The following is a 15,607-nucleotide window of genomic DNA, read 5'->3' as shown; positions in this document are numbered from 1 at the left end:
GATTTGTTTCGCTTGCTGGCGAGCGCTCAAGCAACGTCAAGCGCCAGGCAATCCTCCTCGTTCCAACCGATATTGACCGTCATGCCCGAGCTCAGCGGAACGGATTGGTCAACGTTCAACAGCTTCAGGACGAATTCGTTATTGTCATAGACCCTGACGCGGATGCGTCGGTGGTCACCGAGGTAGACGAGCTCCTCGACACGAGCCTCGATGATGTTGTGAAGCGAACCCGGCTTGGGATTGAGTGCAATTCTTTCCGGCCTCACAGACAGCGTCGTCGGCTTACCGACGCCTTCTACGTTCACGGCCCGGGCATGGATGAGCTTACCGCAAGGGGTGGAGACCTTGCAGGCCGCTCCGGCCAGCTCCACCACGTTGCCCTTCAACTGATTGTTTTCACCGATAAACTGAGCCACGAACGAATTCTGCGGCTTTTCATAAAGCTCCGTCGGTGAGGCAAGCTGCTGGATCACACCCTGGTTGAACACCGCGATGCGATCGGACATCGTGAGCGCTTCCTCCTGATCATGAGTGACGTAGATCACCGTGACCCCGAGTTGCGCATGGAGATGCTTGATCTCGAATTGCATTTGCTCGCGCAGCTGCTTGTCGAGCGCGCCGAGCGGCTCGTCCATGAGGACCAATTTGGGGTCAAAGACTAGCGCGCGAGCCAACGCCACACGCTGTTGCTGGCCGCCTGACAATTGCCCCGGCTTTCGCTTGCCGAGCCCCTCGAGACGCACCCGCTCAAGTCCGCGCCTGACCCTGCCCTCGATGTCGGCCCGCCCCATCTTCCGGACCTTCAACGGGAAGGCCAGGTTCTCCTCGATCGTCATGTGCGGGAACAGGGCGTAGTTCTGAAAAACCATCCCGATGTTGCGCTTATGCGGTGGCAGCTTGTCTATGGGCTGACGATCAAGCGTTATCCGGCCATGGGTGGGCGCCTCAAACCCGGCGAGCATCATAAGAGACGTAGTCTTGCCGGACCCCGACGGGCCAAGCATCGTCAGGAATTCGCCCTTCGAAACCTGGAGGTTGAGGTTCTTAACAACCAACGACTCTCCATCATACGTCTTTTGTATGTTGGAGAATTCCACAAACGGTTCGACGCCGGTCAACATACCGACCCGCCTTGCGCGAGCGCCTCAGTCGGGTAGCGCATGATTGTCAAATGAGGCGCGCTCAACAGAGCTTGCATCCACTTTTCCCCATTCAAGCGGTGTTTATTCTCTTTTTTGTATACTTAGTGCAATTTTCAGGCACTGTCTACAGGGTACCTGCAGCAAACCAAGGGAATTCGTGCGATACGCCGATTTATGCTTTGGCTCATTGAGGCAAGCTTTACATCGCTGATTTTGTTGTTTTTTAAGGCTTCACACAAGCCTCCTGGACGAGGTCTCCGCCAATATGATTGCGGGGCGGCTTCCGCAATCTCCGGAGCATTCTGTATACGAAGTTCGAAGTGGCAATTCCGCACAAATATCGCTCGTGCGACGATTAGAGATGCCGCTGGACTAGAACGGAAAGGCCGCGACAGTGCGGTCTTCATGTCGCGAGTGGAAACGCTCGACATTGTCGATCTCGACAGGCTCGTTCGCGATACGGAGCATGTCGGCCTGCGGTTCTTCGAACTCTTCCGCAAAACGTCTTCCAGAAAAGACCGCCGCCGCGATGGTGCCCGGCGTAATGCAATCGCCGATGCGCGTGATTGCCTTGACCGCGGCACCTGGTTCCGATCCAAGCTGGACCAAGATTTCGTCGTAGAGAGTGATTTCCGGCAAGCGAGCGGTGACCATCACAATGGACGCGGCCTGCACCTTCTGGCGACGCTTGGTGAATACGCACTCCAGTTCGACCTCGCCAGAGGAGGCCGACACCAGATTGCGCGTGACATGAAGCTCCACACCTGCCTCAAGCAACCTGCGTTGGATCTTGAACTGCTCCAAGGTATTGGCCGTCCACGCCGAAACCATCGCATTCGGGGTGGCCAACGAGACGGAACCAGCCCCACGGGCCTTCAAGGTCTCGGCGACAACGCCACCCATGTAGAAGTCGTCGTCATCGAACACCAGGACCGGACCGTCGATTTGCGCTCCAGACATGACGTCGTCAGGGGTGAATATGCGAACGCCCTGCCCCACCGGGACGGCCTTATGGTTGGTTCTGCCAAACCCATCGGAACGCCAGCTCGCACCGGTGGCAATGACCACGGTCGGAATGCCCATTTCCAAGATGTCGGCGCCAGTCATCCGGCTTTCGCGGTAGATTGAAACATTCGTCATCTTGGCAAGCTGGCCGACACGCCAGTCTCTCACGCGCGCCCATTCCGATAGGCCGTTCAGAGAAGATTCACGCGTGACCCGCCCACCGAGCTCGCGGGTAGCCTCCGCCAGATGAACCTCGTAACCTCGATTGCCCAGGGCCTGCGCGCATTCGAGGCCAGCCGGCCCTGCTCCAATCACCAGGACGGAGGCGTCCGACTTTGCACGACGGTAACGTTCCGGGTGCCAGCCACGCTTGTATTCCTCGCCGATGGTCGGATTTTGCGTGCAGTTTATGGGCGCCCCGACGTTATAGGTCGCCACGCACATATTGCAGCCGATGCATTCGCGAATGTCATCGAGCCTTCCTTCGTCGATCTTGCGCGGCAGGAATGGGTCGGCGATCGACGGCCTGGCGGATCCGATTAGATCCAGGATGCCGCGCTTCACCTGAGAGACCATCGTGTCAGGCGATGTGAAACGACCGACGCCGATAACCGGCTTGGTGGTCACCTGTTTTACGTATTTGGCATAGGGCTCCTGGTAGCCCTCCTTGGCGAAGCGACTTGTTTGACTGTCCTCGGGCCAGCCGCTCACCTTGATGTCCCAGGCGTCCGGGAGTTCGGCCAGCATCGCGACAATATCGCGTCCCTCTTCCTCGGCGACGAGACCATCCGGCCCGGACAGTTCATCCACCGTGTAGCGCACGACGACGCCACACTTATCCCCTACCGCATCCTTCGTATCCTCGATGACTTCGCGCAGCAGACGCGTGCGGTTCTCAAGCGATCCGCCATACTCATCGATGCGATGATTGCGCCGCCTGGACAGGAAGAATTGGAGCAACTCCAGATCGTCCGCGGCATAGACGTAGATGAGATCGAAGCCAACTTCCTTTGCCTTCAAGGCGGCGCGGCGATGCCAGCCCCGATAAGCCTTGATGTCGGCCTTATCCATCGCCTTGGCCTGAATCGGATCTCGGCGGGACGGAAAGTCGGTCGGCGATAGCAAGGGCTCGCGCGTCAAGCGGTTAGCAACGGCCCAACCGCCATGAGCGAGTTGCGCGCCCGCAAGCGCGCCGTGCTCGTGAATCGCGTCGGTCAAAAGCCGCAGCGGCTTTTCATCACCACTCTCCCAAAGCTTGTTCTGTGGAAACGGGGTCGTGTCGGAGCTGGGATGAATGGAAAGGATGTCGGTGCAAACAGCGCCCCACCCTCCTTCGGCTTTCACGCCGCGCATGGCCGCATGCCCGCGCGGGAGCGTGGCACTCAGCCCATTGCAATGGGGCACCTGATAGAACCGGTTCTTGACGGTGACCGGTCCAATCTTAACCGGCTCGAACAGGATGTCGTACCTAGGATCGCGCACTTCAGAAACACCTATAGCGCTGCAATTGTGTTAACGCCGAAAACGCCCGCCGCACAGACCAGGCGCGGGCGAACGGCCGGAACTGACCGCTCGCGAGTCTTAGGCTTTCGTCACGACCTGCTATCGTTTGAAGATCCGCGCCGCACGATCGGCCGCTTCGAACGTTTGCTCGAGGTCATCCTGGGTGTGGCGGATCGAGATGAAGCGCCGGTTGTTGGGCAGAATGAACAAGCCCTGCCTCAAAAGCTCGGCCTCGAAGGTCGCCATCCGCTTGGTGTCGGTGGCAATAACCTCACGCCAGTCCTGCGGTACCTTATCAGTGAAAAGCATGTGCCACATCGGCCCCTCACCGAACACAAGGATGCCCAAGTTGTGCCGATCGAAGACCTTTTGAAGTCCTTCGCGCAACTTGTCCGCCATTGCAAACACATTGTCGTAAACCCCAGGCTGCTCCAGGACGTCCATGGTCGCCAAAGAGGCCGCGCAACCCAGCATGTGTCCTTGCAGCGTGCCGTTCTGATAGACATAGCCTGGCTTGCCCTTATTCGTCGGGTCCGCCTGATCCATGATGTCCTTACGGCCAGCAACGGCACCAACCGGCAATCCGCCGCCAATGATCTTGCCATAGGTGGCAAGGTCAGGGACAACATCGAAATATCCCTGCGCGCCGCCGATGCCATACCGGAAGCCCGTGACGACCTCGTCAAGGATCATCACGATCCCATATTTGGCTGTCAGCTCACGAACCGCCTGGAGGAACCCGGGCTTCGGATGCAGGATGCGCTGAATCGGCTCGATGATAATGGCCGCGATATCCTGATGATGCTCCGCCAAGATGGACGCAAGCGTTTCGGGATCGTTGAAGGGCGCCACCAGCATGAGGTCCTGAACGCCCGCAGGGATACCTGCAGTATCGGGCACGCCATGAGGGAAGTTTCCCGAGACCTTGGGAGCCGTACTAAGCTGGGCGTAGTCATGAACACCATGATAGGCGCCCTCGAACTTCAGGATCTTTTCGCGACCCGTGAAAGCGCGAGCAAGCCGGATGGCGTGGAATGTGGAATCGGACCCCGCCGTCGTGAACCTGATCCGTTCGGCGCAGCGAATGTGAGGCATGACGCGACGGGCAAGCCGGATCGCCGTTTCGTTCAGATAGGCAAATGCGTGGGTGCCGCGCGAGACCTGGTCAGCGACCGCCTTCTGGATCGCTGGATGCGCGTGGCCGAGGAACATCGCGCCCGAACACAACACGTAGTCAATATATTCATTGCCAGAAGCGTCCCAAAACCGGGAACCATCGCCCCTGTCAAAAACAAAGCGAGCATCTGCCGCGAGCGCATTGCCGCCCAGAGCGCCCCCCGGAAAGAAACGAGCCGCATCATCGAATAATGCCTGCTCCGTCGGGCTGATGTTTCCACCACGGCCCAAGGCGTTCGAGCCTTCTTTAGCCGTCGCTGATGCACGCATCGGATTACCCTTTCCTCGCTTTGCGATATCCATTTGCAGGCCTTTATGTGTACTGTATCCAATCTACGGCGTCAATCGCGTGTTCGGCTCCTGCGCCACAAAATTCGCCGGTTTCGCGGCTAAGTCCTCGTACCCTGCGGATATCTGGGTTTCTCTCTAGCCGAAGCCAGAAAGCCTAGAGAAGCGGCTTGCTTATCTCTCTTGTTTTTTGTATACGAGATTGGTACGAAAATTGGGAGCCCGACATGCCGCAAGCTAAAATCTACGGAATCAAGGAGCATCTGGAGCCTATTCGCCAGGCTATGTCAGACGCCGTCAATGAATCGATCTCTATCGCATTTCAGTTCCCTGCCGAGCGCCGTCTCCAGCGTTTCTTTCCGATGGAGCGCGCTGATTTCATCTATCCGCCGAGCGAACGCTCCGAGCGCTATACAATTGTCGAGATCAGTACCTTCGAGGGCCGGTCCAAGGACACTCTGAAGGAACTGGTGCGCCAGATGTATCAGCGCGTACCCGCGGCGACGGGCATCAACCCGCGCGACCTGGACATCATCATCACCCAACAGCCGCGCTATGCGTGGGGCCTGATGGGCGAACCGGGCGACGAAATCGGCCTGACCTACAAAGTCGAAGTTTAAGCAGACTAGCATTTGGACTGAAGCTGCTGGCCCCACCGCGGACGGCTTTGACGTCGTCCAGGGTGGGACGCGGCGAAATTGCCTGGACTAAGTCCGGCACACGCGGCGGCAGCTGTCCCGACCTTGAGCATTTTGCCTAGAGAGAGAAGGCTACCATGAAGATCCTTGTGCCTGTGAAGCGGGTTGTGGATGCCAACGTCAAGGTCCGGGTGAAGGCTGACGGACTAGGCGTCGAGCTCGCCAACGTCAAGATGGCGATGAACCCGTTCGACGAGATCGCGGTCGAGGAAGCGATCCGCATCAAGGAAGCCGGCAAGGCGGAAGAGATCATCGTCGTCTCTGTCGGCCCGAGCCAAGCGCAGGAAACCTTGCGCACCGCGCTCGCCATGGGCGCCGACCGTGCCATCCTGGTCAAGACCGACGAACAGACCGAGCCGCTCGGCGTCGCCAAGGTGCTGAAGGGCGTGGTCGACGCCGAGAAGCCCGGCCTCGTCATCCTCGGCAAGCAGGCGATCGACGACGATTCGAACCAGACCGGCCAGATGCTGGCGGCGCTGGTCGGCTGGGCTCAAGGGACGTTCGCCTCCAAGGTGGAATTTGCCGGCGATCATGCCAAGGTGACGCGCGAAGTCGATGGCGGCCTGCAGACGGTTGAATTGAAGATGCCGGCGATCGTCACCGCGGATCTGCGCCTCAACCAGCCGCGCTATGCCTCGCTGCCCAACATCATGAAGGCCAAGAAGAAGCCGCTCGACGAGAAGAGTCCGGCCGACTACGGCGCCGACGTCAAGCCGCGGCTGAAGGTGGTCAAGACCGAGGAGCCGAGCGGCCGCAAGGCTGGCGTCAAGGTCAAGTCGGTGGCCGAGCTGGTCGAGAAGCTCAAGAACGAAGCCGGCGTGCTCTAAGGAAATCCGATGAGGCCAGCCTGCAAACGGCTGGCTTCTGCGCTTCCGGTGCTCACGTACGGGTGTACGCTCCGCTCCGGTTCTCGAAACCAACCGTTTTCGGCTCAGCCTGACCGGATTTCAGGGAGCCTCGAAGACGAAAGTCAGGGATAAAACAATGGCAATTCTCCTCATCGCCGAACACGACAACGCAACCCTTTCCGATCAGACGGCCAAGGCACTGTCCGCGGCCCTCCAGATCGGCTCGGATGTCGACGTGCTGGTCGCCGGCAAGGGCGCCAAGGGCGCGGCCGATGCCGCCGCCAAGCTGAAGGGCGTGCGCAAGGTGCTGCTCGCCGAAGCCGACGAGCTTTCCGAGCGCCTCGCCGAGCCGCTCGCCGCCCTGGTCGTCGCGCTCGCCGGCTCCTATGAAGCGATCGTCGCCCCGGCCACCTCGTCCGGCAAGAACGTCGCGCCGCGCGTCGCAGCCCTGCTCGATGTCGCCCAGGTGTCGGAGATCATCGAGGTGGTTTCGCCCGACACCTTCAAGCGGCCGATCTATGCCGGCAACGCCATCCAGACCGTGCAGTCGACCGACGCCAAGAAGGTCGTCACCGTGCGCACCGCATCGTTTTCAAGCGCCTCCCAAGGCAATGCGGCTGTCGTCGAGAGCATCTCGGCGGCAGCCGACCCGGGGATTTCATCGTTCATCGAGAACAAGCTTTCCGAGAATGACCGTCCGGAGCTGACCTCGGCCAAGATCATCATCTCGGGCGGCCGCGCGCTTGGCTCGTCGGAGAAGTTCCAGGAGGTCATCCTGCCTGTGGCCGACAAGCTCGGCGCCGCGGTCGGCGCCTCTCGCGCTGCTGTCGACGCCGGCTACGCGCCGAACGACTGGCAGGTCGGCCAGACCGGCAAGGTGGTTGCCCCCGACCTCTACATCGCGGTCGGCATCTCCGGCGCCATCCAGCACCTTGCCGGCATGAAGGACTCCAAGGTGATCGTTGCCATCAACAAGGACGAGGAAGCCCCGATCTTCCAGGTTGCCGACTACGGCCTCGTCGGCGATCTCTTCGTCATTCTGCCGGAGCTCCAAAAGGCGCTTTGATCCACCGATGAGCGAAATCGAACGCGAGAGCATGGAATTCGATGTGGTGATCGTCGGCGCCGGTCCGGCCGGTCTTGCCGCCGCGATCCGCCTGAAGCAGCTCAATCCCGATCTTTCCGTCGTCGTTCTGGAAAAGGGCGGCGAGGTCGGCGCCCACATCCTGTCGGGCGCCGTCGTCGACCCGATCGGCATCGACCGCCTTTTGCCGGGCTGGCGCGAGGAAGAGGGCCATCCGTTCAAGACGCCCGTCACTGACGATCATTTCCTGGTGCTGGGTCCCGCCGGTTCGTTCCGCCTGCCCAACATCCTGATGCCGCCGCTGATGAACAATCACGGCAACTACATCGTCTCGCTGGGCAATGTCTGCCGCTGGCTGGCGAGCAAGGCCGAGGCGCTGGGCGTCGAGATCTATCCGGGCTTCGCCGCCGTAGGCCTCGTCTACAACGACGCCGGCGCCGTCACCGGCGTCATCACTGGCGACATGGGCGTGGAGAAGGACGGCACGCACGGGCCGGCCTACGCGCCGGGCATGGCGCTGATGGGCAAATATGTGCTGATCGGCGAAGGCGCGCGCGGTTCTTTGGCTAAGCAGCTGATCGCCAAATACCGGCTCGCCGACGGCCGCGAACCGGCCAAGTTCGGCGTCGGCCTCAAGGAGCTCTGGCAGGTCAAGCCGGAGAACCACAAGCCCGGCCTCGTGCAGCACTCCTTCGGCTGGCCGCTCGACATGAAGACCGGCGGCGGCTCGTTCCTCTACCATCTGGAAGACAACCAGGTGGCGGTCGGTTTCGTCCTGCACCTGAACTACAAGAACCCCTATCTCTCGCCCTTCGAGGAATTCCAGCGCTTCAAGACGCATCCGGCCATCGCCAGCACGTTCGAGGGTGCCAAGCGCATCGGCTATGGCGCCCGCGCCATAACCGAGGGCGGCTGGCAGTCGGTGCCGAAGCTCTGCTTCCCTGGCGGCGTGCTGATGGGCTGCTCGGCCGGCTTCGTCAACGTGCCGCGCATCAAGGGCTCGCACAATGCGGTGCTCTCCGGCATGCTGGCCGCCGAGCATGTCGCGGACGCGATCGCCGCCGGACGGGCCAATGACGAACTCGCCTCCTACGAGGCAGCCTGGCGCACGACCGACATCGGCAAGGACCTGAAGAAGGTGCGCAACGTCAAGCCGCTCTGGTCGCGCTTCGGCACCATCGTCGGCGTCGGTGTCGGCGGGCTGGACATGTGGCTCAACACGCTGTTCGGCTTCTCGCCCTTTGGCACGTTGAAGCACGGCAAGACCGATTACGCGGCGCTGGAGCCGGCTTCCCAGCATCAGAAGATCGCCTATCCGAAGCCTGACGGCGTGCTGACCTTCGATCGGCTCTCCTCGGTGTTCCTGTCCAACACCAACCATGAGGAAAACGAGCCGGTGCACCTGATCGTCGGCGACATGGCGCTGCAGCAGCGTTCCGAGCACGACATCTTCGCCGGTCCTTCGACCCGCTATTGCCCCGCTGGCGTCTATGAGTGGGTGGACAAGGACGGCAACGCCGCCGCCGATCCTTCCGCCAAGGACGTGCGCTTCGTCATCAACGCGCAGAACTGCGTCCACTGCAAGACCTGCGACATCAAGGATCCGAACCAGAACATCAACTGGGTGCCGCCACAAGGCGGCGAAGGCCCGGTCTACCCCGGCATGTGAAGCACGACCTCCGACCGGGGCGAGCGCGACAATCGAGGACCCAGCGGCTCTCCCGCTCAGAGAGCCGCTTCCATCGCCTTTCGCATCCTTGCTCAGTTAATAGGGCCGGCAAAGTACGCGGAATGCTCTCCCTGTAAAGGTTCCGCAATCAATGTCTGGCGGCGGGAAGCATCCAGAATGGCAGCAACGGCACCTCGGCGCTCGCCGTGCGGCCGATGTCGGAGCGTTGGCGCCACGCAGGCCTCGGCTAGATGATCCACAAGGCGGTGAAGCGATGGGCTTCGCGTCTCGACGGCGAGGGCCGAAGGCAACTGCTTGCACACCCGCAACCTGGCGCCGGGCCAAGCCGGGTGCTCGCCAACTTGCCTCAGCGCGAGCTTGACCTGTTCAATAGGACGTCCTGATTCCGGCGTCCGCGCGAATTCCTCGAGGGCAGCGAGCGCGCTGTCGACAAACAGCTGAAGTTCTGCGGCTCTCTGTTCAGGCTGTGCTAAAACTGCCAATGCGACCGCAACGCCATCAACGGAGATTGCCGTTCCTTAATTGGATGGGGTTTCGAGGGCGGCTATGCAGGCCGATGTGATAAGCGCACAGGTCGCCTCTGGGGTTCGACCGCTGCTGAGAATCCGAAACATCGGATAGCTCGTCAGACCGAAGATAAGGTCGGTCAGATCGTCTCGCCGGGGGGCCGGACGATCGAGATCTGCGCCGATCCTGCCGACAAGGACCTTGATCGCGTGGCGGCGGCGCTCGTTGCGCTCCGCAAGGGCCAGCGCGAACTCCGCGTCCAGCGCGCCTGCGTCGTGAAGGCGGCCGACGGCTTCGTCGCCGCTCCAGAATTCGCAGAATATCTGGATCAGACGATTTAGGCCTGTGCGCGGGTCCGGTATCGCCATGGCTGTCGGGATTCGATGCAGCCCGCCTTGCCGCGCACGCTCGTCGAACACGGCCTCGAGCAGGCCGCGGCGCGATCCGAATTGGTTGTAGACGGTGAGGCGTGTCACGCCGGCGGCCTTCGCCACCACTTCCATCGAAAAGGTGGCGACATTCGTCCGTTCGATCAGCAAAGCGCCCGCGGCGGCGATGACGCGCTGGCGCTTTTCGCCGGCGGCGGCGGCCCGAGCGGGACTGACATAGGCACGAGGAGTCATCGTACTTTCCATATTGACTGTACGGGTCGTATAGTCAATCTTCCCCTTCTCAGAGGAATCCTGTCATGCAGCTTGCCCTCATTGTCGCCATGTCGCTCCATGTTCTTGCCGTCGTCTTCTGGGCCGGAACCGGGGCCTTGCGGGGCCAGGTGCACGCGAGCGCTTTCGGAGCCGCCGAAAAGGCCCTGGCGCTAGGGGCCATTTGCGCGGTCAACGCGGCCGGCGTCCAGGGCGCCGTCGGCGGTCAAGCCGTCAGGGCGCTGTGCCACGGCCAGTCCGACCAAGCTGTCGCTAGTTCACGTCTCGCCATGGCCCAGCGCTTCGCTTCCGGCTTGCTTGCGGTGACTATCATCTGCATGGCGTCGGCGCGCTATGTCTGAGGCGTCGGAAGACTTCACCAATCGCGTCGCGGTAGTCACAGGCGGCTCGCGCGGTATAGGCGCCGGCATCGCTGTCACGCTCGCGCGCGCCGGCGCTCGTGTCGTTGTCTGTGGCCGCGACCAGGCAGCTTTGGCGAAGGTTGTGGGGATGATTACACAGGCTGGCGGCGTGGCCCACGCCGCCACCGGGGATGTTACGCGCGAGGACGATGTTCGTGCGCTGCGTGACGAGGCCGAGCGCGTCTATGGCCCAGTGTCGCTTCTGGCCGCCTGCGCCGGCGGCGGCGGCGAGCTCAAGCCCCTCGCTGAGGAGACATTGGAGCATTGGCGCACCACGCTGGACGCCAATCTGACGTCGGCGTTTCTGACGCTGCGGACCTTTCTGCCCGCCATGTTGCAGGCGAGGCGTGGCGCGATCGTCACGATGTCTTCGTCGGCCGGACGACAGCTCTCCGGCGCCTCGGCGCCCTACACAGCCGCGAAGGCGGGGTTGCAATCGCTCACCCGCCAAGTCGCGGCCGAGGCGGCGCCGTATGGCGTAAGAGTGAATGCGATCGCGCCCTCGGCAATCATCACCGATCGCCTTGCGGCCGCGCCGGAGTCGGTCCGCGACCAGATCGCAATGGGTTTCCCCCTGCGCCGGCTCGGCACGGTCAGCGATGTCGCCGAAGCGGCCATGTTCCTGCTCGGCGATCGATCGGACTGGATCACCGGCGTCACCCTCGACGTCGCGGGCGGTCGGGTAATGCTATAGGGCCAACCTTCATGCACGGAACCTGATTTTTATGCCTAATAAACGCAAACGTCGCTAGAATCTGTATGGCGTCAAAGCGGATCACGCGAGGTACCCCTGGCGCCCAACGGACCATCCACCGACTCTTCGATCAGGGGGCGCTCGATCCGATGGAAGCCGGGATCTACGCCGATCCTAGTCTTATGGTGACGCGCCGATGGACTGTCGAACACCCTTCGGCACGATAAAGCGAATGTCTGGTGGAGGAAGGTTCCTCACCCGAGGTTTGAGGCGCATGAAAGCCGAAGCGGCACTCTCGGTCCTGGTCTACAACATGATCCACGCCGCAAACGCCTTCGGGACCGACAAGCTAGTCTGGGGACGCTGATCCGGTCGCGCTCGCCGAGGCGCGCGCGACAATGTCTTACCCCAAGCAAGCCGCGAGTTTTCGCACAGCCTGTGTTCCAGCGCCCCTGCCCCCGTGTTCGAACGAAACCATGCAGGCGACCTAGACGCAGTCGAAAATCCGCGACTTACAAATCAATGACCAGGCAAGCAGCCGGTGTCTAGGCCTGCCAAACGTCGGGATGCAGGCCGCTCGACTTCGGGTCGTTCATCGCATGATGAATGGGTTCTCGACGACGGGATCGGTGCATATCCAAACGGACTTGGTCTGAAGATACTCTTTGATTGCCTCCACACCACCTTCGCGGCCAATGCCGCTGCGCTTGTAGCCGCCAAACGGAGACGTGTAGCTCAGGGCGCGATAGGTATTCACCCAGACGGTGCCGGCCTCGATCTTAGCCGAACCTTCGATCGCCTTACGGATGTCGCTCGTCCAAAGGCCGGATCCCAGGCCATAGGCCGTGTCATTGGCGATGGAATAGGCTTCGTCTTCATCCTCGAAAGGCACTACGGCCAAGACCGGCCCAAACACCTCCTCGCGCGCAATTCGCATGCTATTTTTCACGCCGGCAAAAATCGTCGGCGATACAAAAAGCTCGCTTGTTGCCCCCTCTCCCTGATAGCGCCCACCTCCAAGCACGCATTCCGCGCCTTCGGCTTTTGCGATTTCGATGTACTCGAGCACCTTTGCGCATTGCGGGCGGGTCGCGACAGGCCCCACATTGGTTTCCTTACGCATCGGATCCCCAATCTTGGCGCTGCCGGCGACGCGAAGCAGCCTTTCGAGGAATTCGTCATGGATTGAACGCTGCAACAGCAGCCGCGATCCCGCGATGCAGGTCTGTCCGCTAGCCGCGAAGATGCCCGAAATAACGCCGTTGATGGCCGCGTCGAGATTGGCATCGGCAAACACGATGTTCGGTGACTTTCCACCGAGCTCGAGCGTGACATGCTTGATCTGACGCGCCGCGGCCTCGTAGATCTTCTGGCCCGAGATATCGGAGCCGGTGAATGCGATCTTGGCAACGTCCGGGTGATCGACAAGCGGCTTTCCCGCCTCGAGACCGAAGCCTGTTACCGTGTTGACCACGCCCGGCGGGAAGCCGGCCTCCTCGAACAGTCGCATGAACTCTAGCGTCGATGCCGAGGTGAACTCGGATGGCTTGATGACTGCTACGTTTCCTGCGGCCAGGGCGGGAGCCAACTTCCACGTCAGCAGCAGAAGCGGCGAATTCCAAGGCGTCACCATTCCGATGACACCTAATGGCTCATAGCGCGTGAAGTTGAAGATGCCGCTCTTGTCGGTGGGGATGACGTGGCCTTCGATCTTGTCGGCCAAACCGCCGTAATAGCGATACCATTCGCAAATGTAGCGCATCTGCGCATGCATTTCGGCGTAGAGCTTGCCGTTGTCTCGAACCTCGATCTCGGCAAGGTATTCGGCCTTCTTCTCGATGACATCAGCCAAGCGATAGAGTAGCCTGCCGCGCTGGCTGGGCTTCAAACCCGACCAACTGGGAAAAGCCGCCTTAGCCGCCACCACGGCTGCGTTGACGTCCTCCTCGGTGCCACGGGCAATCCGCGCCCAGGGCTGACCAAACGTTGGATTTTCGCTTTCGAAATATTCGTTGCTTGCCGGAGGAACAGACTTACCGCCGATGAAATGGTCGTAAAGGGCCAGCACGTTCCTGCTCCTTCGATTTCCGGCCAAGGGCGACGCCTATGTCGCGCGTGCGGCGAACTCCGCACGCAAGGGCGCATAGTTGATATCGGTGTCGGAACAACGCCAGTTCGCGTGAGAAGCGTTGGTGATTAATCACCGTCGCCTGCCACCACGAACTGCCGCGCTCAAATCTCGAGCCTAGATCCGAACCGCGACGTTTCGTACCTGGCAATAGTTTGCCATGGCCTCGACGCCCTTCTCGCGTCCAAAGCCGGAACGCTTGAACCCGCCGAACGGCACTTCGTTGCCGCCCGCGAACCATTGGTTGACGAAGACCGTGCCCGCCTCCAGGCGATCGGCCGTCCAATGCGCAAGCGACAGATCCTTTGTGTAGACGCCCGAAGCCAGGCCGTATTCCGTTCCATTGGCGATCGAGAGCGCCTCTTCCCTGTCGGAGAACTTCAACACGGAAAGGACAGGTCCGAACACTTCGTGCTTGTTGATTTCCATGGCCGGAGTCACGCCGGTCAGAACAGTCGGCGTCATGTAGAACCCGGGCAGCCCATCCGGCCGACGCCCACCGGTCGCAGCCGTGGCACCTGCCTGCAACGCGATCATGGCGAAGCGCTCCGCCTTGTCGCGCTGAGCCGCCGAGATCAGCGGGGTGAAGAAGTGGTCTTCTTCGCCCGGCCCCATCGTCTGCCCCTTGACCCAGGTCACGATTTTCTCGACGACCTCATCATGGATGGATTCGTGAACGATCAGGCGTGAACCGGCCGAGCAAACCTGTCCGGCATGCGCGAAAATACCGATTGCCGCGCTGCTTGCAACCGAGGTGGTGTCCGCATCGGCATAGACGATGCCGGCGGACTTGCCGCCCAGCTCGACAACGGCCGGAATGATCTTTTCGGCAGCGTTTCGAAGAATTTTCCGGCCGGTCTCCACGGATCCGGTGAATACCACCTGGTCGACGCCAGGATGCGAGACCAATGCCTCGCCGGCGTCCTTGCCGTAGCCAGTGATCAAATTGAAGTAGCCCGCCGGGAGCCCCGCCCGGGCGCAAGCCGTAGCCAGGAAGCACATCGCCAATGGCGAAAGCTCGGGCGACTTCACCACCACGGCGTTTCCGCATGCCAGCGCCGGTGCTATTGCGCGCGCCGCGATCTCGAGAGGGAAATTCCACGGCACGATCTGAGCGCTGACGCCAAATGGCACCAGCTGCGTGTAGTCGAGATAGCCGGAGCCAAGCGGAATGGACTTTCCGTGGACCTTGTCAGCGATGCCGCCGTAATATTCGAAATACTGCGCTGTGCATTCCACCTCGTCCTTGGCGAAACCGACGCTCTTGCCATTCTCTTTCACAAGAACCGGGACGATCTCGTCAGACAGCTTCCTGATCTCAGCCGCGATCCGGAACAGGAGGAGCATGCGGTCATGCGGACGCATATCGTAAAGCGCGCGGGTGTTGAACGCGCGACGGGCAGCCTCAACCGCGGCGCCGACATCGGACTCGCTCGCACCGGCAATTTCATCGAATGCCTGGCCGGTCGCCGGCGCATTCACGACAATGGATTGACCGCTACCTTTAATCCACTGGCCTCCTATGTAGTTCGCCCAGGGGGTTTCGCTAGCAGCCATCAGTGTCTCTCCGAGTTAAAAGGACTGGTTCAAAATGCTCCCGCTCTGACGCCGATCAAACGGAATGCGAGAGGACGCGCTCACCACTTTGTATACTAAGCGCAAAAAAACGACCCGCGTCAATGCTTGCCTCTCGCCTTTTTTCGCGCTAGTTGGGATCAGATCCGGAAAACGACGGCTTGGACTAGCCGAATTTTCCGAGTTTGTTGCCCCTTGCCGTCATC

At 61.1% G+C, this 15,607-nt stretch carries 12 protein-coding genes; 6 read left to right on the top strand and 6 right to left on the bottom strand.

The genetic code is table 11. The annotated features are described in order from the left end of the window. Positions 1-26: 26 nt before the first annotated feature. The 3 genes from ACMDCR_RS09675 to ACMDCR_RS09665 all read right to left on the bottom strand — a co-directional run bounded on the left by ACMDCR_RS09675 (position 27) and on the right by ACMDCR_RS09665 (position 5,129). Positions 27-1,121: an ABC transporter ATP-binding protein gene (locus ACMDCR_RS09675; RefSeq protein ID WP_413992325.1), complete on the bottom strand. Its 1,095-nt coding sequence runs from the start codon at positions 1,119-1,121 to the stop codon at positions 27-29. A 393-nt stretch (positions 1,122-1,514) separates the two neighbouring features. Next, positions 1,515-3,629, bottom strand: a complete 2,115-nt coding sequence (locus ACMDCR_RS09670) for an FAD-dependent oxidoreductase (RefSeq protein WP_413992324.1) — start codon at positions 3,627-3,629, stop codon at positions 1,515-1,517. Positions 3,630-3,749: 120 nt separating this feature from the next. Continuing rightward, positions 3,750-5,129 carry an aspartate aminotransferase family protein gene (locus tag ACMDCR_RS09665; RefSeq protein WP_413992323.1) on the bottom strand — a complete coding sequence of 460 codons (1,380 nt, stop codon included), beginning with the start codon at positions 5,127-5,129 and terminating at the stop codon, positions 3,750-3,752. A 155-nt stretch (positions 5,130-5,284) separates the two neighbouring features. Here ACMDCR_RS09665 and ACMDCR_RS09660 point away from each other — a divergent pair, with 155 nt between their 5' ends. From ACMDCR_RS09660 to ACMDCR_RS09645, 4 genes are all read left to right on the top strand, one after another. Then, on the top strand, positions 5,285-5,734 hold the full coding sequence (locus tag ACMDCR_RS09660) for a tautomerase family protein (RefSeq protein ID WP_413992322.1): 450 nt from the start codon (positions 5,285-5,287) through the stop codon (positions 5,732-5,734). A 155-nt stretch (positions 5,735-5,889) separates the two neighbouring features. Further along, on the top strand, positions 5,890-6,639 hold the full coding sequence (locus tag ACMDCR_RS09655; protein WP_413992321.1) for an electron transfer flavoprotein subunit beta/FixA family protein: 750 nt from the start codon (positions 5,890-5,892) through the stop codon (positions 6,637-6,639). A 157-nt stretch (positions 6,640-6,796) separates the two neighbouring features. Next, a complete protein-coding gene (locus ACMDCR_RS09650; protein WP_413992320.1) occupies positions 6,797-7,726 on the top strand; it encodes an electron transfer flavoprotein subunit alpha/FixB family protein in 930 nt (309 codons plus the stop codon). A gap of 7 nt (positions 7,727-7,733) precedes the next feature. Further along, positions 7,734-9,413, top strand: coding sequence for an electron transfer flavoprotein-ubiquinone oxidoreductase (locus tag ACMDCR_RS09645; protein WP_413992319.1), 1,680 nt, complete (start codon positions 7,734-7,736; stop codon positions 9,411-9,413). A gap of 539 nt (positions 9,414-9,952) precedes the next feature. Here ACMDCR_RS09645 and ACMDCR_RS09640 read toward each other — a convergent pair. Then, positions 9,953-10,564, bottom strand: a complete 612-nt coding sequence (locus ACMDCR_RS09640) for a TetR/AcrR family transcriptional regulator (protein ID WP_413992318.1) — start codon at positions 10,562-10,564, stop codon at positions 9,953-9,955. Between the two features lie 65 nt (positions 10,565-10,629). Between ACMDCR_RS09640 and ACMDCR_RS09635 the strand changes: the two genes are divergently transcribed. Both ACMDCR_RS09635 and ACMDCR_RS09630 read left to right on the top strand, forming a co-directional pair. Next, a complete protein-coding gene (locus tag ACMDCR_RS09635) occupies positions 10,630-10,944 on the top strand; it encodes a hypothetical protein (RefSeq protein ID WP_413992317.1) in 315 nt (104 codons plus the stop codon). Beyond that, complete coding sequence (locus tag ACMDCR_RS09630; protein WP_413992316.1) at positions 10,937-11,698, top strand: SDR family NAD(P)-dependent oxidoreductase; 762 nt, start codon at positions 10,937-10,939, stop codon at positions 11,696-11,698. The genes ACMDCR_RS09635 and ACMDCR_RS09630 overlap by 8 nt, the downstream gene beginning before the upstream one ends. Before the next feature lie 592 nt (positions 11,699-12,290). Here ACMDCR_RS09630 and ACMDCR_RS09625 read toward each other — a convergent pair. Together ACMDCR_RS09625 and ACMDCR_RS09620 are read right to left on the bottom strand one after the other, a co-directional pair. Next, complete coding sequence (locus ACMDCR_RS09625) at positions 12,291-13,763, bottom strand: aldehyde dehydrogenase (protein ID WP_413993576.1); 1,473 nt, start codon at positions 13,761-13,763, stop codon at positions 12,291-12,293. Between the two features lie 180 nt (positions 13,764-13,943). Further along, a complete protein-coding gene (locus tag ACMDCR_RS09620) occupies positions 13,944-15,383 on the bottom strand; it encodes an aldehyde dehydrogenase family protein (RefSeq protein ID WP_413992315.1) in 1,440 nt (479 codons plus the stop codon). Positions 15,384-15,607: the final 224 nt, after the last annotated feature.

It is taken from the genome of Labrys okinawensis, from assembly GCF_047345005.1.
Taxonomy (GTDB): Bacteria; Pseudomonadota; Alphaproteobacteria; order Rhizobiales; family Labraceae; genus Labrys; species Labrys okinawensis.
This window is presented reverse-complemented; position numbering and strand designations above follow the sequence as displayed.

Coding starts and splice junctions, on each gene's coding strand:
- ACMDCR_RS09665 (WP_413992323.1), bottom strand. CDS start 5,129: ATGGATATCGCAAAGCGAGGAAAGGGTAATCCGATGCGTGCATCAGCG.
- ACMDCR_RS09640 (WP_413992318.1), bottom strand. CDS start 10,564: ATGACTCCTCGTGCCTATGTCAGTCCCGCTCGGGCCGCCGCCGCCGGC.
- ACMDCR_RS09630 (WP_413992316.1), top strand. CDS start 10,937: ATGTCTGAGGCGTCGGAAGACTTCACCAATCGCGTCGCGGTAGTCACA.
- ACMDCR_RS09675 (WP_413992325.1), bottom strand. CDS start 1,121: ATGTTGACCGGCGTCGAACCGTTTGTGGAATTCTCCAACATACAAAAG.
- ACMDCR_RS09620 (WP_413992315.1), bottom strand. CDS start 15,383: ATGGCTGCTAGCGAAACCCCCTGGGCGAACTACATAGGAGGCCAGTGG.
- ACMDCR_RS09645 (WP_413992319.1), top strand. CDS start 7,734: ATGAGCGAAATCGAACGCGAGAGCATGGAATTCGATGTGGTGATCGTC.
- ACMDCR_RS09650 (WP_413992320.1), top strand. CDS start 6,797: ATGGCAATTCTCCTCATCGCCGAACACGACAACGCAACCCTTTCCGAT.
- ACMDCR_RS09635 (WP_413992317.1), top strand. CDS start 10,630: ATGCAGCTTGCCCTCATTGTCGCCATGTCGCTCCATGTTCTTGCCGTC.
- ACMDCR_RS09655 (WP_413992321.1), top strand. CDS start 5,890: ATGAAGATCCTTGTGCCTGTGAAGCGGGTTGTGGATGCCAACGTCAAG.